General features: G+C 55.8%; 16 protein-coding genes and 2 pseudogenes. 9 read left to right on the top strand and 9 right to left on the bottom strand.

Annotation, left to right across the window (positions count from 1 at the left end; all coding sequences use genetic code 11):
* The first annotated feature begins 56 nt into the window (after positions 1-56).
* From CUC55_RS06590 to CUC55_RS06560, 7 genes and pseudogenes are all read left to right on the top strand, one after another.
* Positions 57-872: an enoyl-CoA hydratase/isomerase family protein gene (locus tag CUC55_RS06590; RefSeq protein ID WP_425352780.1), complete on the top strand. Its 816-nt coding sequence runs from the start codon at positions 57-59 to the stop codon at positions 870-872.
* Entirely contained in the window at positions 799-2,433 is a 1,635-nt protein-coding gene (locus tag CUC55_RS06585) for a CoA-transferase (protein WP_425352764.1), read from the top strand. The genes CUC55_RS06590 and CUC55_RS06585 overlap by 74 nt, the downstream gene beginning before the upstream one ends.
* Positions 2,434-2,435: 2 nt before the next feature.
* Positions 2,436-3,581 carry an acyl-CoA dehydrogenase family protein gene (locus tag CUC55_RS06580; protein WP_103087337.1) on the top strand — a complete coding sequence of 382 codons (1,146 nt, stop codon included), beginning with the start codon at positions 2,436-2,438 and terminating at the stop codon, positions 3,579-3,581.
* 11 nt (positions 3,582-3,592) lie between these two features.
* Positions 3,593-4,339 (top strand): electron transfer flavoprotein subunit beta/FixA family protein, encoded by a 747-nt coding sequence (locus CUC55_RS06575; protein WP_067650009.1) that lies wholly within the window; start codon positions 3,593-3,595, stop codon positions 4,337-4,339.
* 23 nt (positions 4,340-4,362) lie between these two features.
* Positions 4,363-5,292 (top strand): electron transfer flavoprotein subunit alpha/FixB family protein, encoded by a 930-nt coding sequence (locus CUC55_RS06570; RefSeq protein WP_067650005.1) that lies wholly within the window; start codon positions 4,363-4,365, stop codon positions 5,290-5,292.
* Between the two features lie 28 nt (positions 5,293-5,320).
* Positions 5,321-5,515: pseudogene (locus tag CUC55_RS23580) on the top strand (electron transfer flavoprotein-ubiquinone oxidoreductase); the annotation flags it as partial.
* Between the two features lie 309 nt (positions 5,516-5,824).
* Positions 5,825-6,477 (top strand): annotated as a pseudogene (locus CUC55_RS06560) (SDR family oxidoreductase).
* Positions 6,478-6,634: 157 nt separating this feature from the next.
* Here the strand turns inward: CUC55_RS06560 and CUC55_RS06555 are convergent.
* Positions 6,635-10,462, bottom strand: coding sequence for a hybrid sensor histidine kinase/response regulator (locus CUC55_RS06555; RefSeq protein WP_425352779.1), 3,828 nt, complete (start codon positions 10,460-10,462; stop codon positions 6,635-6,637).
* Positions 10,463-11,040: 578 nt separating this feature from the next.
* On the opposite strand from CUC55_RS06555, the gene CUC55_RS06550 reads away from it, so the two are divergent.
* The gene (locus CUC55_RS06550; RefSeq protein ID WP_103087335.1) at positions 11,041-13,299 is read left to right on the top strand and encodes a methyl-accepting chemotaxis protein; all 2,259 of its coding nucleotides are present in this window, start codon (positions 11,041-11,043) and stop codon (positions 13,297-13,299) included.
* Positions 13,300-13,738: 439 nt separating this feature from the next.
* Here the strand turns inward: CUC55_RS06550 and CUC55_RS06540 are convergent, their stop codons facing one another.
* The 5 genes from CUC55_RS06540 to CUC55_RS06520 form a co-directional block, all read right to left on the bottom strand.
* Complete coding sequence (locus CUC55_RS06540; protein WP_245303979.1) at positions 13,739-14,452, bottom strand: ABC transporter substrate-binding protein; 714 nt, start codon at positions 14,450-14,452, stop codon at positions 13,739-13,741.
* Between the two features lie 426 nt (positions 14,453-14,878).
* The gene (locus CUC55_RS06535) at positions 14,879-16,075 is read right to left on the bottom strand and encodes an MFS transporter (protein ID WP_067650670.1); all 1,197 of its coding nucleotides are present in this window, start codon (positions 16,073-16,075) and stop codon (positions 14,879-14,881) included.
* Between the two features lie 54 nt (positions 16,076-16,129).
* Positions 16,130-17,524, bottom strand: coding sequence for a lyase family protein (locus CUC55_RS06530; protein WP_425352778.1), 1,395 nt, complete (start codon positions 17,522-17,524; stop codon positions 16,130-16,132).
* Between the two features lie 88 nt (positions 17,525-17,612).
* A complete protein-coding gene (locus tag CUC55_RS06525; RefSeq protein WP_425352777.1) occupies positions 17,613-18,998 on the bottom strand; it encodes a M20/M25/M40 family metallo-hydrolase in 1,386 nt (461 codons plus the stop codon).
* A gap of 51 nt (positions 18,999-19,049) precedes the next feature.
* Positions 19,050-20,264 (bottom strand): trans-sulfuration enzyme family protein, encoded by a 1,215-nt coding sequence (locus CUC55_RS06520; protein ID WP_103087333.1) that lies wholly within the window; start codon positions 20,262-20,264, stop codon positions 19,050-19,052.
* A gap of 106 nt (positions 20,265-20,370) precedes the next feature.
* Here CUC55_RS06520 and CUC55_RS06515 point away from each other — a divergent pair, with 106 nt between their 5' ends.
* Positions 20,371-21,246, top strand: a complete 876-nt coding sequence (locus tag CUC55_RS06515; RefSeq protein ID WP_067649984.1) for a LysR substrate-binding domain-containing protein — start codon at positions 20,371-20,373, stop codon at positions 21,244-21,246.
* 30 nt (positions 21,247-21,276) lie between these two features.
* On the opposite strand, the gene CUC55_RS06510 is transcribed toward CUC55_RS06515, so the two are convergent.
* The 3 genes from CUC55_RS06510 to CUC55_RS06500 form a co-directional block, all read right to left on the bottom strand.
* Complete coding sequence (locus CUC55_RS06510; protein WP_103087332.1) at positions 21,277-22,053, bottom strand: amino acid ABC transporter ATP-binding protein; 777 nt, start codon at positions 22,051-22,053, stop codon at positions 21,277-21,279.
* Between the two features lie 3 nt (positions 22,054-22,056).
* A complete protein-coding gene (locus CUC55_RS06505; RefSeq protein ID WP_425352776.1) occupies positions 22,057-22,668 on the bottom strand; it encodes an amino acid ABC transporter permease in 612 nt (203 codons plus the stop codon).
* 303 nt (positions 22,669-22,971) lie between these two features.
* Positions 22,972-23,841, bottom strand: coding sequence for an ABC transporter substrate-binding protein (locus CUC55_RS06500; protein ID WP_425352775.1), 870 nt, complete (start codon positions 23,839-23,841; stop codon positions 22,972-22,974).
* Between the last annotated feature and the right edge of the window lie 129 nt (positions 23,842-23,970).

The raw sequence follows: 23,970 nt of genomic DNA, 5'->3' as shown, positions 1-23,970 counted from the left end.
GATACTACAAACATTTTACAAATTGCGTTTCTCCGAGAAACGCGTCTTTCCATGTGATGCAGCGAACAAGGATCAAAGATATGGAAGTCCATCTGTGGAAGGGAAACGAGTCTGTTGAGGTTGGGATCGAAGGAACCGTCGGCACAATCACCCTACAGCGGCCTTTCCGAAGAAACTCAATGGACCAAAATCTGGTCGAAGGAGTTCGTAAGTCATTGCTGTGCTTCGCCGACGATCAAAAGATTTCCGCGCTCGTTCTTCGGGGTGCAGAGCCAGGATTCTGCGCGGGAAGCGATCTGAAATATATCAGCGAGATGGACATTCGCCAGATCAGTCGATTCGAACAGGAATGCGGCGACCTCGGGCGTCTGATCGGCTTCATTGACAAGCCTGTAATCGCTGCGGTGGAGGGCTTCGCCATTGGTGGTGGGTTTACGCTCGCCACATGTTGCGATCTCGTCGTATCGAGTACCGATGCAAANTGGAGCCTTCCAGAAGTTCCGATCGGTTGGCTGACACCGTGGGGTATCAGCTCGATTATTAACCGCGTCGGCTTGGTGGAGGCACGCAGACTTTGCTTTGGCCTAGACTCGCTCGACGGCAACGAAGCACGACGACTGGGCCTGGTTGACTACGTAACCGATCCCGGGAAAACGACCGAGTATGCGACCGCCCTGGCGCGGCGCATCGGCGAGCTTCCTGGACCCGCGGTCAAGGCGACCAAAAGGTTCTTCTCTACCTACGCGATGGAGAAATCCGAGACGATGGACTTCGAGGCCAATCGACTGTTTNGTGAGAATGCAACTTCGAGCGATGCCCAAAAGACATTCGATCGCTTCCGCCAGCCCAAACAGGCTCGACACGATGTCTGAGATTGTCGATCTGGACCGAGCTTTGTCAGTCATCCGTGATGGTGATACTGTAGGCTCTGTCGGTGTTATTGGATGGCTAGTTCCGGATCACTTGCTTGAGGGTATTGCTCACAATTTCCTCACCAAAAACGGCCCCGGCAATCTTACCTTTTATTTCCCGGTTGGCGTCGGTGATGCTCTTGAGATCAAGGGGATGGACCACGTAGCCGTCCCAGGGCTGCTGAAGCGTGTGATTGGCGGGAACTTCATCAATCCGCTCAACCCCCGAACGGGTCGTCGCGCGGAAATGATGCGAATGATCATTGAGAACGAGGTGGAAGCCTACGCATGGCCGATCGGTGCTACGATGCACTGGCTTCGCGAAGTTGCTCGACGCGGCCCCGGATATCTCACTGAAGTGGGCCTCGGTTCTTTTATCGACCCCCGCCAAGAAGGCGGCAAGATGAACTCGCGCACGAAAGACAATCTCGTTCAGCTGCGGGAATTCGACGGAAAGGAATACCTTTNCTATCCGACGTTCCCGTTGAACGTCGCCCTCCTGCGCGCAAGCTTCGCAGATGAGCTCGGCAATCTGTCTCTTTGCAATGAACCGCTCCAATCCGCCACCCTTGCCCTGGCCCTCGCAGTGAAAGCCTCCGGCGGCAAAGTGATTGCTCAAGTGAGCGAGATTGTGCCGGCCGGCCTGATGCCGGCGGCGAACATGAATATTCCTGCGGCCCTTGTCGACTACATCGTCGTTGCACAAGGGCAAATGACAACAGATGTCGACTTCGATGCTCGCTATCTCGGTGGCTCCTTCGATCCTTCGAGCTTCAGCGCTCTATACCCNGCGGGTATCGACAAGGTGATTGCGAGACGAGCAGCACATGAGTTGAAGGAGGGCGAGGTCTCCATTTTCGGTTTTGGCGCGGCGACCAATATCCCTCTAGTTCTCGCTGACGGAGGCAAGTTTAATGACGGCGGCATCCGCCGCTATCGCCATACGACCGAACACGGCGTATTTGGCGGGATCGTGATGAGCGGATGGCAGTTTTCCGCCAATCTTTATCCCGAGGCGCTAATAGATGGCCCTTCTCAGTTCGACTTCATCGACGGCGGCGGCTGTGCGTTTGCCGCCCTGTCGTTTGCGCAACTTGACCAGGTCGGGAATATCAATGTCAGCAAATTCTCCGGCTTTAGCCCCGGATCTGGCGGCTTCATAGATATAGCAACTAACGCAAAACGGCTCGTTTTTGTGGGGACGCTAACCACTTCGGGACTTGATGTCTTGGTTTCTGACGCGGGCATCGAGATTCGCAAAGAAGGACGGATCAAAAAGTTCGTCCAGAAAGTCGACCAAATCACCTATCCGCTCTCCCGAGGCATCTCAGAACGGGGCCAGGAAGCGACCATCATTACAGAGCGGGCCGTATTTAAGCTCTACGGCCAAACGCTCGTCCTCACGGAGATCGCTCCAGGTGCGGACCTCAATCGGGACATCATCGATCAGATCGATTTCGCGTTCGACGTTGCGCATGACTTGCGTCCGATGGACGCCGAACTCTTTCAATTGGGAGGCTAACTATGTCACTACTTGACTTAACCGATGACGAACGACTGCTCAAAGAGGCGGTCGAGGATTTCGCCGAGACCGCTCTCCGCGAACAGATTCGCGACTTCGTTCGCAAGCACGAATTTCCAACAAATCTCGTAAAGCAGTTCTTCTCGCTGGGTTTNATGGGTACCGCCTATGACCCGGCATATGATGGGTCAGGTCTCGGCGCAAANGGAGCAGCTATCGTCGCCGAAGCCCTTGCACGCGTAGAACCGGGCTTCGCCGCAATTTTCCTTTGCAACAGCGCGCCAATGACGGTGATATCGCGGTTTGGATCGCACGAGCAAAAGCAGAAATGGCTGGCTCCGCTCTGCCGTGGTGAAATGATTGCTTCCTTTGGTGTCACAGAACCGAGCGGCGGGTCGGACGTCGCGAGCATTAAATTGAAAGCCACCGAAGATGGCGATCACTTCATCCTCAACGGCTCTAAGATTTTCTCCACCAATGCTGGAACCCCCNTGCATGGCCTCTCGACCGTCGTCGCCGTCACAGATCCCGAGCGCGGTCCGAAAGGGCTATCGACCTTCATCGTCCCGGTGGGAACGCCAGGTTTTNCGGTCGGCAAGCCGGGCGCAAAAATTGGCTGGAGGATTGCCGACTCGGTCGAACTCTTCTTTGACAACTGCCGAGTTTCAAAAGACCAGATTGTCGGGAACAGAGGCGACGGCCTAAAGCAGATCTTAACAACACTCAGCATCGGTCGCATCCTTGTTGCCGCCACAGGTCTGGGACTGTCCCGAAAGGCGATGGATCTCGCGAAGAACTACGGAGCTGAGCGACGGGTCGGTGGGAAACCGATCTTTGAGAACCAGGGCCTAACTTTTCCGATTGCAGACGTTTTGACCAAAATACACGCTGGGGAGCTGATGGTTCGGCATTCGGCGTCACTCTCTGATGACAATCAGCAATTTCGAACCGAGACGTCCATGACCAAGCTCTTCTGCTCCGAGCTTGCATCGGAAGCAGCAGATGTCGCGCTTCAGGTGCACGGCGGATACGGCATTTTCGAGGAATTCGAAGTCTCCGGTTTGCTTGGCGAGGCGAAGGTACTTCAGATAGTCGAGGGTACCAGCGAGATTCAGCGTCTAATAATCGCTCGTGAACTTGCCGAGTAGGAGAAAAGACGGTGCGTATACTTGTCCCAATCAAGCGGGTGATTGATTACAATGTGAAGATCCGCGTCAAGCCTGACGGCACGGGAGTTGAACTCGCCAACGTCAAGATGTCGATGAACCCGTTCGATGAGATCTCGGTGGAAGAGGCGCTTCGCCTTAAGGAGGCCGGAAAGGCAGAGGAAGTGGTTGTCGTGTCGATCGGCCCGGTTAAGGCCGAAGAGACGCTGCGCACCGCGCTCGCCATGGGTGCCGACCGCGCCATCCTCATCGAGACCGACGATGCTCTCGAGCCACTCACCATTGCCAAGATCCTAAAGGGCGTCGCCGATGTCGAACAGCCGGGTCTCGTGATTGTCGGCAAGCAGGCGATCGATGACGACAGCAACCAGACAGGCCAGATGCTGGCGGCCCTGCTTGGCGCCGCCCAGGCGACCTTCGCCTCGAAGATCGAGATCGGCGACGGCAAGGCAACCGTGACCCGCGAAGTCGATGGCGGCCTGCAGACGATCGACGTCAAGCTTCCAGCTGTTGTTACCACCGATCTACGTCTCAACGAGCCGCGCTATGCGTCGCTTCCGAACATCATGAAGGCAAAGAAGAAGCCGCTCGACAAGAAGACGCTTGCCGACTTCGGCGTCTCCAGCACCCCGCGCCTCAAGGTAATGAACACCGAGGAGCCATCCGGCCGCAAGGCCGGCGTAAAGGTCGCCTCGGTCGCCGAGCTTGTCGACAACCTCAAGATCTCTGGCGTCCTCTAAGGTTCGAAAAAGGAATAACGATCATGGCCATTCTTCTTCTGGCTGACCACGACAACGCAACCCTTTCCGACCAGACCGCCAAGGCACTGACGGCTGCTGCGAGAATCGGCGGCGATGTGCATGTGCTGGTCGCAGGCAAGGGTGCCAAGGCAGCCGCCGATGCGGCTGCCAAGCTATCAGGCGTCTCCAAGGTCCTGCTTGCCGAAAGCGACGACCTCGCCCACAATCTGGCCGAGCCGCTGGCCGACCTGATCGTCTCCCTGGCAGGCAGTTACGACACGATCATTGCCGCCGCAACCTCGACCGGCAAGGATGTCCTACCGCGCGTCGGAGCCCTGCTCGACATCGCGCAGATCTCGGAAGTCACAGAAGTCGTCTCGCCCGATACCTTTAAGCGTCCGATCTATGCCGGCAACGCCATCCAGACGGTTCAGTCCGTAGACATCAAGAAGGTGATCACTGTCAGAACCGCCTCCTTTGCTGCAGCAACGGTGGGTGGGTCAGCATCGGTCGAAACCATTTCGGCAGCAGCAAGCTCCGGTCTCTCGACCTTCGTTAAAGACGAACTTTCGGCCTCCGACCGTCCGGAACTGACGTCTGCGAAGATCATCATCTCCGGCGGCAGGGCGCTCGGCTCAGCGCAGAAATTCCAGGAGCTTATCCTGCCGATTGCCGACAAGCTCGGCGCCGCCGTCGGCGCCTCGCGCGCTGCAGTCGATGCCGGCTATGCGCCGAACGACTGGCAGGTCGGACAGACAGGCAAGGTCGTCGCCCCCAATCTTTACATCGCCTGTGGCATTTCCGGTGCCATCCAGCATCTCGCCGGCATGAAGGATTCCAAGGTCATCGTCGCCATAAACAAGGACGAGGAGGCCCCGATCTTCCAGATCGCCGACTACGGCCTCGTCGCCGACCTCTTCGAAGCACTGCCGGAAATCAAAAAGACGCTTTGACGGAGGGCGCCGTTCCCAACGGGAGAGCATGGAGCTCAACGTCGCGAGCGTCGGCGGCGGACCGGTTTGTCGGCGGCGTTTTGGCTGAAGCAGGTCAATCCGGACCTGTCGGTGATGGTGCTGGAGAAGGGTGCCAGGTCGGCGCCCATATCCTCTCTCAGGCACCGTCGTCAATCCCGTGGGTATCGAACGGCTTCTGCCGGACTGGCGTTTGGAAAGCGATCCCGGTCAAGACCGAAATGCTGTTCCCGATCGAAATGAAAATCATTCTAGCGGAACACGGAGCACCCGTCATGATGTACCGCCCTGAACCCGAAACAGAAGACAAGATTGGACAATAAGCGACGCCCTACCCCGCCATATCCAGAACAGCAACAAGAGCCACCGGGCAAGACAGCCAAGATGGAACCTGTCCCGGACCACGGCGAACAGTCCTATAAGGGGAACGGTAGGCTAACAGGAAAAGTCGCCCTTATAACTGGATCTGACTCCGGGATCGGCAAGGCTGTGGCAATTGCATTCGCTCGGGAAGGTGCCGACATCGTCCTATCTTAACGAGGACGACGACGCTCGCGATACCGCGAGATTGGTCGAGGAAGCCGGACGCAAAGCGATTGTCGTTCCGGGTGACATCAAATCCGAGGACCATTGCAAGGGCCTTGTCCAAGGCACCGTCGACAAACTCGGTGGTATCGACATCCTAGTGAACAACGCCGCATTTCAGCGAACCTACGGCGACATTGCCGACATCACAGCAGAGGAATGGGACGAAACCTTCCGCACCAACATTTACGCGCCGTTCTTCCTGTCGAAGGCTGCTGCCCCTCACATGAAGCCTGGCAGCTCGATTATCAATACTACTTCAATCCAGTCGCGGCAGCCGTCCCCGCTTATTGCATACGCGTCCACCAAAGGAGCGATCTCAAACTTCACCGCGGGTCTGGCCGAAATGCTGGTGGGCAAAGGCACTCGCGTGAATGCGGTCGCGCCGGGNCCGATCTGGACGCTGCTAATGCCCTCCACGATGCCGGCCGACAAGGCTGTGAAATTCGGCGAGCAGACGCTTTGAAGCGTGCCGGACAGCCCGCAGAACTCGCCGGAGCTTACGTGCTGCTGGCATCGGATCTCGGAAGCTATATGACAGGAGCGGTTATTCCGGTAACCGGCGGCGAGATCATGATTTGATGGATTCTTGGCCGCTAGCCCTATCCCTCTAGCGGCCAGGACATTCGGTAATCGGAGATGGCAGTTAAGCCTTGTGAAAANTCGAGAGATCAGTCGTCACACTCTACGTCCGACAAACGAATCATCTTTGCCAGTTAAAAGGTTGTCAANGACAGAGTCACCGTTCTGGATCTTTCGAGAGTGCAGAAAGCACGTCTTCTTCTTGGTAAGGCTTTAATAGCACCTTGGTTTNCCCGGTGCCTTTCAATGTCGGAACGTTGGGATCACCGGTGGCAAAAATCACGGTGAGGTCGGGAAACTGCTCTCTGGCACCCTTTGCCAAATCGATTCCAGAAATTCCGGGAAGCCCAACGTCTGTGAAGAGCACGTCGAAACTGCCGGTCTTCAAGATATCCAAAGCCTGGTTGCCGTTACCGGCTTCCGTGATCTTATGTCCCATGTCTTCCAGCATGTCGGCCGTGTTTAAACGTATTAGGACGTCGTCTTCCACCAGCAGGATGTTCAGAATGGTCTGCGGTATCTCTTCTTTCAACGCTTGGCGTGTCGCCGAGAGTGACTGTTCTCGTTGAGCCTGGTTAGCAAGCACGTGTCGGATTTTACGAGCCATGGCTTCTTTGGTGTATGGCTTCGACAGCAACTGCACCCCCGCATCAAGCCGCCCACCGTGCACGATAGAGTTCTCGGTGTATCCGGATGTGAACAGCACCGATAGCGAAGGGTTTTTCTCCCGTGCTATCCGCGCAAGTTCCGGGCTCTTCAGTGAACCGGGCATGACGACGTCGGTAAATAGCAAGTCGACATGGACGCCGCTTTGAAGCACAACCAGAGCGCTCTCGGCGTCTTTCGCAGTAATTATGTTATAACCGAGATCACGGAGCAATTCGACAGCCGTTGCGCGAACAGCCTCATCGTCCTCCGCAACCAGAATCGTTTCGTTTCCGCCTTCTATCTTGCCAACGTCCATATCGACGATCAGGTCTTCGTCCGACAATGCCTGCGGAAAATAGAGCTTGATGCTCGTGCCCTCGCCGACCTCGCTGTAAATCTTGATATGGCCGCCAGACTGCTTCACAAAGCCGAACACCATAGACAGTCCAAGACCTGTCCCCTTGCCCTCAGGCTTGGTCGAGAAGAACGGTTCAAATACCTTGGCAACGATGTCAGCAGCCATACCTGATCCGGTATCGCTGACGGCAAGCATCACATACGCGCCCGGTTGGACCTCCGGATTTCCCTTTGCATAGGAGCCATCTAGGATGGTGTTGCTGGCCTCGATGGTCAGCCTGCCCGATCCATTCATCGCATCACGGGCGTTGATCGCTAGATTGAGCAAAGCATTTTCAACCTGCGTCGGATCGACCTGGATGTTCCAAAGGTCGGGAGAAACAGCGGTCTCGATCTCGACGGCCTCTCCCAATGATCGTCTAAGCAATTCATCCATCCCGACAATAAGCCTGCCGATATTGATGACCTTCGGCTCCAGTGGCTGGCGACGACCAAAAGACAGGAGTTGACTGGCAAGCTTTGCGCCGCGGTTGACCCCGTCGAGCGCGTTGGAGATCCGCTTCTCTGCCCGTTCATTGCCAGACACTTCCTTGGAAAGCAGTTGCAGATTCCCGGAAACGACCTGTAGTAGATTATTGAAATCATGAGCCACCCCGCCGGTGAGATTGCCGATAGACTCCATCTTCTGCGCCTGCTGAAGGGCGACTTCGGTCGTCCGTAGTTGCTGGGCTGACTCGAGTTCCGCCGTGACATCGCGACCGACGGCATGAATGACATTGTCGTCCGGAACTGCGGTCCAGGAGATCGTCCGGTAGACACCGCCCTCGCCGCGGTAGCGATTAACGAATTTCAGCGTGCGAATGCCTTGGGCAAGCTTTACGACTTCATCAAGCGTAGCTTGGCGGTCCAGGGGATGGACGTAATCCATGAACGACTGTCCGAGGACCTCACGCTCCGCATGACCCACAATGGCGAGCATTGCGGGATTTGCAGCAATAATCTTGGCGTCCATGCCAGCAACCAGCATGATCTCGGTGGAAAGACGCCACATGCGGTCGCGGTCGGCGGTGCGTTCCTCCACCTGCTGCTCCAGATGGGTTGTAAGCTTGTCGAGCGCCTCGCGCGTTGCTCGAAGGTCATTGATGTCAGTATTCGTGCCGACCCAGCGGACGATTTGGTCCTTGTCGTCTCGCATTGGGACGGCTCGGGCCAGATGCCAGCGATAGACACCATCATGGCGGCGGAGGCGAAATTCTGCTTCGTAAACGAAGCCGGTAGTCAGAGCCTCCAACCACTGCATNCCTGCAGAATCGATGTCGTCGGGATGAACGATGCTCGTCCAGGCTCGACCATCAAGCTCGCCCTCCGCAGCGCCGGAATAAGCATATGTGCGCTCATTGAACCAATCGAGCAAGCCATCGGGCGTTGCAGTCCAGACATGGTTCAGCATCGCCTGTGCAAACGCCTTGAACCTCGCTTCGCTGGCGCGCAAAGCCAGAACGGCCCTATCCCGCTCGGTCACGTCCTGCACGACACCGACGAGCCGGACCGGCTTGCCGTCGGCGTCGTACTCGAACTCCGCCTTGCGGGCGATGATCCGTTCTTCGCCATTATCCGCTCGTTTGATGCGATATTGCACATCGAGCGACGCGGTCTGCGCATTTCGGGTCTCAGCGTGGGAGACCTTGTCCTGATCTTCCGGCACGACAAGGCCTTCAACGGTTTTTGCCGAGACGTTTTCCATGTGTTCGACACCGAACAGGCGACAGAACTCAGGAGACACGTCAAGAACGTCATCGTTGACGGAAATCGAAANTATGCCGACCCCACCTGCCTCCTGGGCGCGACGCAACCTTTGTTCGGTTCGTTTCAGTTTCTCGGTTGCGCGGTGTTCTTCCGTCCGGTCGCGGAGAACTTTGACAAACCCCACAAGATTGCCCGCATCATCAAGGAGCGGAGACATTTCCCCGCTTGCCCAGAACACTTCACCGGATCGTCGGATATGCCAACGCTCATCGTTGGCCGAGCCATTCTTGATCGAGAGCCCCATTTCCGTCGCGATGCGATCGATTTCGCGATCGGCTGGTGTGAAAATTCTCCCAGCGTCACGGCCAAGGATTTCCTCCTCCGTCCAGCCAAAAATCGTTGCAGCGCCCGTGTTCCAGCGCGTCACCTTACCGTCCGTATCAAAGGCGATGATGGCGTAATCTACGGCGCTGTCGAGAATCTGGCGATTTCGAGCGTTGCTGAGCTTCAGCGCAGCTTCGGCAACAACCCTTTCCGTGACGTCGGTTCCTTGGGCAAATATCCCGGTGATATTTCCCCGACGATCGCGGATCGGTTGATAGACGAGATCTACATATCTCTCTTCCGGGGCAGATGATTGCTCACGCTGAAGATTGACCCGTAAAGCCTTGCCCGTGAAAGTTTCGCCGGTTGTATACACATTGTCCAGCAGATCCAGAAAACCTTGACCCGCAACTTCCGGCAGGGCATCGCGAACGGACCGTCCCACAATATTCCGATGTCCAACTAATTGTAGATAGGACGGATTGATGATGTCGAAGACATGATCGCGGCCCTGCAGGATTGCCATGAACCCTGGGGCCTGATCGAACAGCAGGCGCAGTCGATCGTGTTCCCNGCTCAGCCATCGCTCCGACAAAACCTTATCGGTGGTCTCGACGACAACCGCGAGAACTGCAACTGGGTTCCCCTCCGCGTCCAGGACCGGTGAATAGTCCAGGTCGACCCAGACCTCATCCGGCTCACCTTCACGATACAGAATGAGCGGTTGATCCTTGTAGGACAAGGTCTCGCCCGCCAGACAGGTTTTGAGAACGGTGCTGTTCAAATTTACGGCTTCCGGCCATGCTTCCAGCACTCTCATACCTAGAAGAGCCGGATCACGACTGCCTGCAAAGGCGGCATAGGCGTCATTGTAGATGAGGATGCCCTCTGATCCCNAAAGGGTCGTCATCGCAAGTGGCGACTTTAAGACAAGCATCACCGTCGAGCGAACGATCTCGGGCCAGGTGGCCATGTCGCCAAGCGATGTCTGCGACCAATCAAACGTTGCTATGCGCTGACCCGCTAGACCAGATTGAGCAATCACAGCTGAAANTGATGATGTCAATGAATGTCCCTCAATCTGGCCGGCACCATAACCACTACCTAATATGCCATTGCTTTACTGTTTCTTGGAAACGAGGGAAAGTGAACTTGCCTCAAAATTTTGCAATTGCCGATGGCGATTTGGACCAGGATCGGACTTCAGTGAATTCAGCAATCGTACAGATTTAAACATTTTTATCTTCAGATACACCAACCTGTTCATTAGGCAGTCGGCGATTTAATAAGTTCGATTCGAACCGTGCTTTTCTTGATGAGGTACGAACCTCGCCTCAGATCTTCGGCAAGCAGTCATTACTTGGAGATGATAGCGAAACGAAGCTGAACCAAGAATTTTATTCTCTAATAAAGCAATTTTTATGAAAAATTTAGTCTTTTTGCAGATTGTCCCCGCAGACAAATCTCATATTGCCGGGGGNCATTCCAATGACTGCAGAAACTGTACGAAAACCGCTTTGGATCAAGATCACGGGTTACGGCTTTGCCGCTGTCCTTTTTGCAAGCGCCGCTATTGGAGGCTTAGCCTGGTACCGCCAAGCTGACATGAACGATAAAGCACTGCAGAGCAAGGCAGATAGTGATCTCAACGTCATACAGACCGATATGGCCGCCATTCAACGTTCCGCTTCGGCGCTTGCGCTGGCATTCGCAGGTGAGCCTGACATTGCTGGATACATTGGCACGAACGATCGACAACGTCTTCTTGAGAAGTTTTCTACTAACATCAAATCGGTGGCGCAAATCGGTGGGCTGCAAAACATTACCATTGCAGACGCTAAAGGCAACGTAATCGCACGGGCCCACGCGCCAGACAAATTCGGCGACAACTACTTGGCTCGCCGTAAAACTGTCGCATCAACTGTCTCAACTGGAAAGGTTGCCGCCGGAATCGAGCCAGGGCGAACTGGCATCGGCATTTACGCGGTTGCGCCCGTCCTCGTGAACGGCAACGTCGTCGGTGTCGTTGACGTTGGTACGGAGTTGTCGAATGCTTATTTNACGCCCTTGGCTGAGAGGCTGGGTGCAGAGATTTCCGTGAATGTGCTCTCCGAAGGAAAGCTGGTGAACCAGTCATCGACGGAGAACGGCAAGGCACTTTTGCCTCCAGAACAGATCCAGGCCGCCTTTGACGGCAAACCCGTCTTTGAAACAACTGTGCTCGAAGGCCGCGACATGCTTATCAAAGCAGTCCCCTTCAGTTCGTTTACCGGAGAAACGATCGGCGTCTTCGAAATCGGTACCGACGCCACGGCGATTACCGCTGAAGCCCGTACCGCCTTGTGGACCATGCTCGGCGTCACCGTCCTCACTTCGATCATCGCCCTCACCGCCTTTTTGCTATTCGCAAGGTCACTCGGGAATGCCATCGGCCGCCTGACCGGCACGATGTCACGGTTGGCCGCTGGAGACCTATCTGCCAAAATTGAAGGCGAGGACCGTCCGGACGAGACTGGCGCCATGGCGCGCGCCGTACAGGTGTTCAAGGACAATGCCCTTAAGACTAAGGAACTGGAGCGCCAGGCTGACGAGCAGCGCAATATGACCGAGGAGCAGCGTCGCCAGAACGCTGAGGAACAGCGCGTCCGTGCTGAAGCCATGGCCGAAGCGACCAACGGCCTTGCAACCGGCCTCAAGCATCTCTCATCCGGCGACCTGACATTCCAGCTCACCCGTCCATTCGCTGCCGATTTCGAAAGCCTCCGCGCCGACTTCAATGCCACTGTTGAGCAGCTGCGCGGCACGCTTGGCTCGGTTTCTGAGGCAGCCAGCTCGATCGACAGCGGTTCGCGCGAGGTCAGTAACAGCGCAGACGATCTGTCAAAGCGCACCGAACAGCAGGCCGCTGCACTGGAAGAGACCGCCGCGGCGCTGGATCAGATTACCGTCAATGTCGGCAATTCGTCGAAGCGTGCCGAAGAGGCCCGTACCGTCGCCATCCAGGCGAACGAAAGCGCCCGCCAGTCCGGTGCTGTGGTTGCCAATGCTGTGCATGCGATGGGCCGTATCGAAGAATCTTCGGGCCAGATCTCCAACATAATCGGCGTCATCGACGACATCGCGTTCCAAACCAACCTGCTGGCGCTCAATGCCGGTGTCGAGGCGGCTCGCGCCGGTGAAGCCGGCAAGGGTTTTGCAGTGGTCGCGCAGGAAGTGCGCGAACTGGCACAACGTTCGGCCAAGGCTGCCAAGGAAATCAAGGACCTAATCGGGAAGTCCTCAGGAGAAGTCAGCGCCGGCGTCAAGCTCGTCAAGGACACTGGCGAAGCGCTTCGCTCCATCGAAGCTCATATCGTCACGATCAACCAGCACATGGACTCGATCGCTACCTCGTCACGCGAACAGTCGGTAGGCCTGGCCGAGGTCAACACCGCCGTCAACCAGATGGACCAGGTGACCCAACAGAATGCTGCTATGGTGGAAGAAGCCAACGCAGCCGGCGCCACTCTTGCAGCCGAAGCCGGCCGCCTGCGCGAACTGATCAGCCAGTTCCAGCTCGGCCAAGGCAGCGTATCCAATGCCACCACTCAAGCCTCCGCGCTGCACAATACGGCATCTGTGATGGTAGCCTCCCACCGCTCGACGCCCGCCGCGTCACCGGTCCGCGGGATGGTTGGCAAGATTGCCAAGGCCTTTGCCGGCCGCGGCAATGCAGCAGCAGCAACTGACAGCTGGGAAGAGTTCTGATTAGGCTCAGCATGACACGATAACCAATCAAGCGAGGGCTTCAGGCCCTCGCTTGCGCCTAATCCTCTGCGGAGCGCCCGCTCTTTTGCAGGGAGCTGAGCACTACTACTCGGCAGTCAGCCCACTTTTGCGGATGATGTAGCCGTTGAAAAANTAATGTCGGCGTCTTCTGACAATGCTGGAGCCCTTATTGGAGTGGCCAAGCTCAAGGCAAAAGATGAAGTTACATTTCTTTAGTCCTTGGCTGCTCGTGCTCTCTCAGGAGGCGTTCTGCTATATCGCCAACGGTCGCTTTAAGCGATTAAAACACCCCATGATGCTTACTCTGGGAGACACTATTTTNCGCAGGCACCCTCGCTTTTGTCCGAGCAGTCCCTTTGCATCGTCGCCATGGGGGCGGCGTCCACCGTTTTTAGGTCGAGATGCTCCATCAAGCAGCTCACCGAATGCTGAACGGGAAATACTTAGCATTGATCGTATCGTAGGTGTCACCCGCTCGAATGCTTTTGAGCGCGGCATTAAATTTCTCGAGCAGTTGCGTATCGGAAGTCCTCACCGCGATACCGGCTCCATCGCCAAGAAATTCGGTGTTCAAAATATCGGGTCCTTTGAACTCGCAGCAGCTACCAGCTTTGGTGTTAGCCAGCCAATCGTAGACTGCCAGTTTGTCCTCCAGGATGATATCGACGCTATCGTCGACCAAGGCCTTGTAAAGGTCCGGCGACGCATGAAAAACCGTTGTAGGTACACCGCCATAGAACTTTTTGGCGTAAGCCTCTTGGGAGGTTACAGCTGTCACCCCGAGACGGAGGTGCTTTAGATCATTCACCTGGGTTCCGGAGATGGCGGTTCCTTTGCGCACGATAAAAACCGATGGGCTGTTGTAATACTTTTCTGAAAGCGCGACCTGTTTGCGCCTTTCAGCGCTCATCGACATTGATGAGGCGATAGCGTCATAGTTATTTGCGATTAGTTCAGGAATTATACTAGTCCACTCTTGGATAACGAATTCACATTTCAACTTTGCGGTCTCACAAAGCGCTTTGGCTATGTCCACGTCAAAGCCTTGGAGCTGCTTATTGGAATCGATAGAATTGAAAGGCGGAAAGGCACCCTCGATCTTGGCTCTGCAGCCTTGAGCGCTGGAAGGCACCGGGAACCCTCCTCCTCTCCGTATACCGGGTTTAAATAATCCAGCGGAGGGACAACGGCACCGGGGCCGGTATTGCCATAGTTCGTGCTGGATTTTGCTTTCAGATAATCCACGCTGAACAATGTCGTATGATCGACCACACCGGTTTCAAACTTCGCCCCGAGTTGGGTGTCGACATTGAAGCTGGATACCCAGTCATCAGATGTCGCCCTCATCAAGGTGTGACCATCGGGCTGGTATGCGAAGGCCGGATTGACGCGCACCAGGAACATGTCCTGGTCAGATTTGCCGTACGAAAGTTCTGACGGACGGAGAAAAANCCTGCAATGGACGATGCGAAGGCTGCCGCCGAAAAGGCCGCTCGGAACTCTCTCTATAGCGGCTCGCGTTCATGAAAAGAACGGCGCCTTCGATCGATAGGCGCCGTTACTTTGTGGGTGAAAAATGCCGTGTTGTCGGAATTAACATCGCTACAGCAGGGGCTGCGAGACAAATAATGCCGCTGGAAACCAGAACTGCATCCCGCCCGAATGTATCTGCAAGCGGGGTCATGAGTGCCAGCCCTGCCGGTGCGAGTCCGTAGGAAAATAGAAAATCCAGCGACGAGACGCGGGCTAGCCGATCTTGCGGAATTTCCGTCTGAACCGAAGTAAACCATGGCACGTTGAATATTTCGATACCGACCCCGGCCAAAAAGAATGCAAAAATCGGAACAATCATTGACTCCGCGGCAAGAAGACTAAACGGAACAACTCCGTATAGCGAAAGTCCGGCGAGTGCGGTCCACCCCCTGTTGACAGGTTTCCATTTCGTGGCAAGCAGCGCACCAAAGAGAGCACCAATCATGAATGCTGTTGCCGTTTCTGTCATCAGCATCGCGCCGCCAGAGACCTGCTGACTGATCGCTGGAACGAGAACGGCAGTCACCGAATAGCCTGTCGCGATGACGATCGTAAGTGTCGCGAGCCCAGCTACGAACCACGGATGCCTTTTCGCTTCTTCAACAGCGACGAGAAACTCGGAGAGAATGTTACGTCTCGAACTGCTGGCTCTGGACGAAACCCTACCGCGTGGGGGAACCACAGCGCTGACGAGCCAGAGAGCAGCGATGGTGGTGAAGGCAGCACCTGTACCGAACGCCAGGGTGATAAAGCTGACTGCCGCCGGGCCGACCAAACTCGTCACCCGGACAGATATGCTCATAGCCGCATTTGCCGCTTGCAGATGGTCTACTGTCACGATTTCGGGGATCATCGCTTGATAGGCAGGCCGACAAGCGCCTTGGCCCAAACCAACGACGGCTGCCCCCACCAAAAGCAAGATCGAAGCTGCCGGGCTGTAATCGGATAGACCCGAGACGATAATGGGAATACTGACAGCACCGACGAGACCCGACACCAAAACGATACGCCGCGGACCATGTCTATCCGACAAAATACCAGCAAGAGGAACGGCGATCAGAAAACCGACTGTGCGGGCAGCCAGCGAGAGGCCTAACTCCGTCGAGCTCATCGTGCTTTCCATCGCAACGAGGCCACGCACGAATGGCAACGCCCACGTGGCCAGTCCAGAGGCTGTATTTCCAATCCATAGCCGAAGAAANGGTAAGGATAACGTTTTCATAGGCCGCGCATCCATGTCAGACATTGCGCTTTCCGTGGTGAATGAGGCTTCGCATCATGGTGCCGGTCGCGATCCACGGAGGTCATCGAGAATGCTCTCGCTCTTTNCTAGTTCAGCGTAGATGGACACGTCGCCGAATAGACGGCCTGCGTCTCGCGCATTCATCAGCCCGCATTCGACGGCCGCTTCTGAGATAGGCATGCCGTGGGTTTCAGCGTGTTTTGCAACGGCGGATGCTGCAGGATATCCGAATATTTCAGCGAGCGCCGTCGAGAGCGCAAGGGATGAGGACGCGTCTGCCGCGCCACGTGCGGGGTTGATCTCGATGCCAGCCACGCAACCGGAGACGAAAAGCGGTATGCTTCGTCGCATCAGCCGAACGGACTCGCTCAAGCTCTCGAGAATAATGGATTCCCAGACGTTGAGATCGAGTTCACCCTCTGCTGCGCGGGTTATGGTGGCATCATTGCCGATCACCCGGAAGGCGACCTGCATGATCATCTCAGGCATCACCGGGTTAACCTTGCCGGGCATGATGGACGAACCGGGCTGCACCGATGGTAAGGTGATTTCGCCAAAACCAGCGCGAGGGCCCGACGACATGAGCCGTAAATCGGCTGCAAACTTGGACAGGGTCACCGCAATCGCCTTCAATCCTGAAGAAACGCGTATCCAGAAGTCCGCATTCTGAAGGGCATCGAACAGGTTGGCTTCCAGGTGATAGCGTTTACCGGAGAGTGCCTGTAGCTCTTCGAACACGAACTCCCGATATTGCTTGGAGGCCCCAAACCCCGTGCCAACTGCCGTCGCGCTGAGCGGTAATCCCAAACATGCATTTTCAAGAACCAGCAGCTCTTCTGCCTGGCGCTGCAATGCCGCACGATAGCCGGAAAACTGCTGCGAGAATGTTATCGGCAGCGCGTCTTGTAGACAGGTGCGGGCAAGTTTGACTGCACCTGCAAATTCCAGTTCTTTTTGCGATATGGCGTTTACGAGTTCGTCCAGCATATGCTTTAGCGCGTGCAGCTCTCCGCCAATCGCCATTTNCATGGCAGACGGTATGACGTCGTTCGTCGATTGGCTCATGTTGACATGCGTATTGGGATGCACAGGGTCCGGCGCTAACTTGCCGGTCAGGACTTCACTGGCCCGGTTTGCAACAACCTCATTCACATTCATGTTGGCTGCAGTGCCGCCTCCGCCATGGTAGATATCGACGGGAAAATCTTGGCCGCGCATGTCGGCCAGACAACTCATCACGGCAGCTTCTATGGCGTCGGCCAGCCGCGGCTCCAACTTACCCGCACGTTGATTGGCGCGTGCTGCCGCCTGCTTGATCACAAGGATTGCCGGCACAAATCCCTCGATGTCGGCAATGGTGCGGCCCGAAATCGAGAAGTTTTCGACGGCACGCGCGGTCTGAATTCCGTAGACGATATTATCCGGCATCAGCCGAGTGCCGAGTGCATCTTTCTCAAGGCGAGACGGCAGGGATGGCGTTACTGTTGTTTCTGGCTGGGCTGATGTCATCTGTGTCTTACGCCTTGCCATCGCTCTGTAATTGTATCTCCTCGAAAATCCGAATCCAGCTTCGGGCACCCTGGCGAAGACGCTCGCTATCGTAGCGCTCGTCAGGTGCATGGATGGCATCACTCGGGAGGATAAAACCGATCACCACACATTCCGTCTCAAGGGCCTCGCTCAATTGTTCGACCAGTGGTATCGCCCCTCCCGTTCCTCGGAGAACAGCAGGCGTCTTCCATTCTTTCTCCAACCCGCGCGCTGCTGCCTTCAGATAGGGGCTTTCCTGCGACAACACGACAGCGGAACTACCACCGTGACCTTCAAACTCTACAAGGCACCCTTCCGGTAGTCTGCTTTCGATATGGTTGCGAAAGCGCTTGCGGATCGTTTCCGGCGACTGTCCTGCGACAAGCCGGAATGACAGGCGCGCGGTTGCGGATCCGGGCAGGACGGAACGCTCACCCGGCCCTTGATTGCCTCCGGTGATACCATTGATATCGACCGTCGGACGGCCCCACATGACCTCAAGAGGTGAGTAACCGTCCTCCATGAGACCACCTGCGAGATCAACATCTCCCAACAGACCCGGCTCCTGCGCCAGCCGTCGCCATTGCAGCCGAACGGCGTCCGGGATCTCTTCCACTCCGTCATAGAAGCCATCAATGGCAACGCGCCCATGATCGTCGTGCAGCCCGGCCAGAATGGCTGCCATTATCCGGATAGGGTTGGCAGCAACCGCCCCATAATGCCCTGAATGCAGATCAAGGTTTGGAGCCGATATCGTCACACGCTCATGCACCAGTCCCTTGAGCTGCGTAGTAATAGCTGGCTGCGATGCCGACCACATCTCCGCATCACAAATGAAGGCGACGTCGCAGGCCAGTTCATCTCGGTGCGCCTGAATGAATTCGGGCAGGCTTTGAGACCCGCATTCCTCCTCACCNTCGAGCATCACGATAACGTCTGCGGGAAACTCCCCGAAGGTGTGTTTCCATGCCCTCAAAGCTTCGATGAACGTCCAGAGCTGGCTCTTGCTGTCGGATGTCCCTCGCCCGTAAAAACGATGAAGACCGTCCTCTTCGATGATGCGCGGCTCGAAAGGAAGATGTTTCCAATGGTTTAGATCACCAATCGGCTGCACGTCGTAATGTCCGTAGAACAGCAGCCGTGGACGCTTCTCGTTGGGATTACCGACGGACTTTGCCAAAACAACAGGATGGCCTTTCGTCTGCACGACATCCGCCGTCAAACCGATGGAAGACAGTTCCCGCTTAAGCCATTCGGCGGCACGAGCGATACCCTCATCACCCGACGGATCTCCGGAGATTGAAGGTATTGAGACAAGTTCAAGCAGCTTGCGTAGCGTGTTGTCAAAATTGCCGTCGATATCGCGCAACACATCGTCTGTATTTGGCACGCCTTGTCCTTCCCATTTCTGTGAAAATTCGCTTCAGCCTTTGTGGACTGCTGCAAGGGATGCATCCTGTGCTGATGTTTGGCTGCGAGTATCGAGGTCCGCGAGCAGCCGCTCGACGTCGGCCCACAGCTCTTCCTCATCCTCAAGGCCTATACTGAGCCGGAGAATGACATCTGGGCCGTACCAGGCTGTCGCGCTGCGAAAGCCATCAATAGACATGGGAGCAGCAAGGCTTCGCGTTCCACCCCAGGACGCGCCGATGGCGAAAACCTTCAATGTATCGAGCGCCGCAGAAATGTGAGCAGAGGCTTCTTGCGTGAAAACGATGCTGAACACGCCACTGGAACCGAGAAAGTCTCGTTTCCAGAGCGCATGACCCGGAAATGTTTCAAGGGCAGGATGCAGAACTTGCTGCACCAAGGGATGACGTTCGATCTTACGCGCGAAATCAAGGCCTACTCGTTCCGAGTGCCGCAGTCGCACACCAAGAGTTTCGAAACCGCGCAACACCAAAGAGGCATCATCGGGCGAAACGCCGATCCCCATTCTTCCAATCAGTGAGCGGATGGGTTTCAGCAGCGCTTCATCCTTGATGGTGATCGATCCCATCAAGACGTCGGAGTGACCCGACACGAATTTCGTCAGCGCCTCCGTCACAATGTCAGCGCCATGCTCGAGTGGCTTGAAATTGAGCGGGGTCGCCCAGGTGTTATCAACGCCAACCAGAGCGCCATATCCATGGGCAATCGACGCAATCTTGGGAAGGTCGAGGATTTCCATCGTGGTCGAACCCGGACTTTCGCACCAGACGATCTTCGTCGATGTTCGCATTTTAGCTGCCACGTCTTCAGGCGATTGCGGATCGAAAAACTCGATGTCGACACCAAGGCGTCGCAAATCCGTTTCGGCCAGATCCCGCATGGGCGGATAGGCTGTGTCAGCGATCAGAATGTGATCTCCCGCCGCGAGAAAAGGCATAACTGCCAGAGCATTTGCGGATTGTCCCGAAGGCGTGAGAAANCTCCAGAAGCCGTTTTCCAGGCTTGTCAATTTGGCTTCAAGTGTGCGCGTTGTTGGTGTGCCGTACAGCCCGTAGGAATATCCTTCATGCCCACGCTCTCCGCGTGAAGCATAGGCAGCTGCGTCCTTGAATACGATCGTGGAAGCACGGTGCACCCCCACGCCGAGTGGATCAAACCCCTTCGTCGGTACCTCGGGCGTAAGAACACATTGTGTAAGATCATTCATGAGTAGGACTTTCTGAAGGCTCCAAAACGCAAGAAAACCAATTACAAATATTGGACTTTGCGCTATTTCTATTCTCTGGAGTTATGGCCGTGAAACGGGGTTTTGAATGAATCTGAGGCAGGTCGAGATATTTCGGGTGGTCATGACAAACGGCACAACTGCTCGCGCCGCAGAAGTTCTCCATGTCTCCCAACCTGCGGTCAGCAAGATGATCCAGGAACTGGAGCGATCCCTTGGCTTCGATCTCTTCCAGCGGATCAAAGGACGCCTGCATCCAACTCAGGAAGGCCAGCTTTTCTTCCGCGAGGTCGAGCAAGCGTTTCTGGGGTTGACCCATCTGCGTGGTGCGGCGGCACGCATACGTGACTATGGCTCTGGCGAGATCAGGATCGCGTGCTTGTCCGCGCTTTCGACCAACGTCTTGCCGCGAGCACTGCAGGCATTCATGAAAAGCAACCCGAACGTCGCGGTCACATTTCAGGCACGCATGTCTTCGAACGTGCGCGATCTTGTTGCGTCGGGCCAGTTCGACCTTGGTATCGTTGCAGACGAAATTGATCGCACTGGCGTCGAGATCGAGGAATTTGCCGAATTTCGCGTGGCTGTCGCCTTGCCGAAAGGTCACCCTCTTGAAGCTCTGAAAGTCATTCGTCCCGCCGATCTGGCGGGGCAACCCTTTATTGCTCTTGCTCCCGAAGATACAACCAGACGTGAGGCAGAGATCGCCTTTCACCGTGCTGGGGTGACTATTCGCCCAGTGATGGAGACGCCCTATTCCACGACGATCTGCGCCATGGTGGCTGCGGGCGTCGGGATTGGACTGGTGAACCCCCTGACGGCTGAACCATATGAAGGGCAAGGATTGACCTTGAGGCCTTTCGAACCTGCGCTGCATTTCCGCACGCTTCTGATCACCCCGCCAAATCGCCTTCCATCCAGAATTCTCGAAGACTTCATTCGAGATCTGCGCGGTGCGATCTGATGCTTTCTCGATGGTCTTCGCCATGATGGATCACAAGACCTTGGAGAGAAACGCCGCCGTGCGCGGGTTCTGCGGGTTTGCCAGCATTTCGCGTGGATTCCCCTCCTCGACAATCTGCCCTTGATCCATAAAGACGAGGTGATTTCCCACCTCTCGAGCAAAGCCGATCTCGTGTGTAACGACGACCATCGTGATCCCGCTCTTTGCAAGATCTTTGATGACATCCAGAACCTCACCCACGAGTTCGGGATCGAGCGCGGATGTGGGCTCGTCGAACAGCATCACCTCCGGCTCCATGGCAAGCGCCCGCGCGATCGCGACGCGTTGCTGCTGGCCACCAGAGAGTTGCGCCGGATAACGGCTTCCAAACCCGTCAAGACCAACACGCTTGAGAAGATCATGTGCTTTGGTACGGGACCGCTCCTTTGACCATCCTTNGACGTGCGACGGTCCTTCCATGACGTTCTCCAGCGCCGTCATATGCGGGAACAACTGGAAACGCTGGAAGACCATGCCAGTCAGCCGCCGCTGCGCAGCAATCCTTCGCGCTGATAAGGTGTGGAACCGACCATCTCGTTCTGTGAAACCCTGAAGTTCGCCTTTCAGGAAANCCCGACCGGCCGAGATGCTCTCAAGCTGATTGATGCAGCGTAGCATCGTGGACTTGCCCGACCCGGATGGTCCGATAGCAACGCACACCTCGCCCTTTTTCACATTTAGACCCACGCCTCTAAGCGCGTGAACAGGACCATAGAATTTGTGGATGTTTNGCATTTCCACGCAGAACTCAGAAACATTGGCGTTCATGACTTACTCCGCCCGCGCTGGATGAACGGAAACGCCCTTACCGAAATGGCGCTCAAGGAAATACTGGCCCACCATGAGAACGCTGGTAATGGCGAGATACCAGGTACCAGCAACCAACAAGAGCGGGACCGGCAGATAAAGCCTGTTCGATATGGCATTGGTTGCGAACGTCAGGTCCAGGGTGAACGGTATCGCCAAANCCAGAGATGTCATTTTCAGCATTCCGATAGTCTCGTTTCCGGTCGGTGGAATGATCACACGCATCGCCTGTGGCATGAGGATGCGCCACCAGATTTTCGCCGGCCGCATTCCCAGGGCTTGGGCCGCCTCGGCCTGTCCGCGATCGATAGAGCTGAACCCAGCCCGGAAAATTTCCGTCAAATAGGCCGATTCATTGAAACCGAGACCGAGAATTGCAGCCACAGCAGGCGTAACGATGTATTTCGTTTCTACGCTGATGATCTCCGGTCCGAACGGAATAGCCAGGCTGAGATTTGGGAACAGCACCGCAAACAGACCCCAAAAAAGCAATTGAGTGTAGATTGGCGTTCCCCGGAAAAACCACACCCAGGAATAAGAAAGGCCGCGTAGCACAGGATTGTCGCTGTCACGCATGACCACCAGCAAGCCTGCGACGGAAATGGCAACTGTCATGGCGACAATGGTCAGAAGAAGCGTCCACCCAACGCCACGAATGACCTGCGGGGAAAAGAGGTAAGTGAGGTAGACATCCCAATGGAAGTTGGGATTGACCGAAACGGCCTGGCCAACCTGAAATACGATGATAGCCAGAACAACAACCGCCAGCCAGCGGCCAGGATGTCTTTGCGGAACTACGACGTTGCGCGTGATTCCGGGCTTTTCAAGGGAGACCGGCTTGACGCCGGCCCCCAGGTCTTTGTGGATAACGGTCATGGTTCAGATCTTGACTTCTGGGTTGACTAAAGCCTTGTCGACGATCACAGAGCCAACACCCCAAGTGTCAAGCAAGGCTTTATACGTGCCGTCGGCGATGAGGGAATTGATCGTGTCGGCAATCAACTCCGTGAGGGCCATGTCCGTTTTTGCAACCGCTATTCCGTTCGGACCGTGCTTGCTCAAAGCGCCAGCGGTGGGCTTCCGCAATTCGAAAGCGCTTTTGGATTGTTTGGCTGCGTAGCCAATCCCNGCCTCGCCTGACACTGTGGCATCTGCGCCACCGGCTGCCACGCGTGTGAGCGCTTCAGGTTGCTTTGAAAATGGAAGTATTTCGATCTCGGCCTTCCCAGCCGTCTTGCAGAGTTCGTTTTCCGAAATGACAGCCTTTTCGTGATAGCTTCCTGACTGGATCGCAATCTTGCGGCCACACAAATCGTTCTGATCGAATTTCGCAGGATTGCCCGCCTTCACAGCCCACATGCTTCCGGTGTCAGCATAGCTTACAAAGTTGACGGCCTTCATGCGTTCATTGGTGACAGAGAAAGCTGACACACCGATATCGAACTTCGTACCAAGTGCTGGCAGGATGGCTTCGAATGCAGAGGTCTGAAANTCGATTTNCACACCCAGCTTTTTACCAATCGCATTGGCGATATCGACGTCGATGCCTTCTGGCGTTTGACCATCCTTTNCGCTCAAGAACTCCCATGGCGCGTAGGCTGTGTCGGACCCGATTGTAAGCACACCGGACGACTTGATTTTTNCCGGGAGCCGGGCGGCAAGCGCGTCGTCCGTTTTAATGGAAGACGTATCGAAACTCTGAGCAAGGCTCGGGCCTGCCGAGACAGTTATAGCAAGTGCTGCGATCATCGGCAGATAGGTACGAGATCTGAACATTGACGTTCCCCTTATTGTGTTCCGATGGTTTNAGAGGATGCCTGGGAGGACCGACCTCATGAACCAACGCCGCCAATATGGAAGGGCTTGGCAGCTCCGTCC

The sequence above is a fragment of the Agrobacterium bohemicum genome (assembly GCF_002896715.1).
Classification (GTDB): domain Bacteria; phylum Pseudomonadota; class Alphaproteobacteria; order Rhizobiales; family Rhizobiaceae; genus Agrobacterium; species Agrobacterium bohemicum.
Note: the sequence above shows the minus strand (reverse complement) of the source record. Positions and strands in the feature narration are given on the sequence as shown.

Bases quoted from the DNA above. Each gene is read 5' to 3' on its own strand.
- CUC55_RS06570 (WP_067650005.1), top strand. From the start codon at position 4,363: ATGGCCATTCTTCTTCTGGCTGACCACGACAACGCAACCCTTTCCGAC.
- CUC55_RS06515 (WP_067649984.1), top strand. From the start codon at position 20,371: ATGAATCTGAGGCAGGTCGAGATATTTCGGGTGGTCATGACAAACGGC.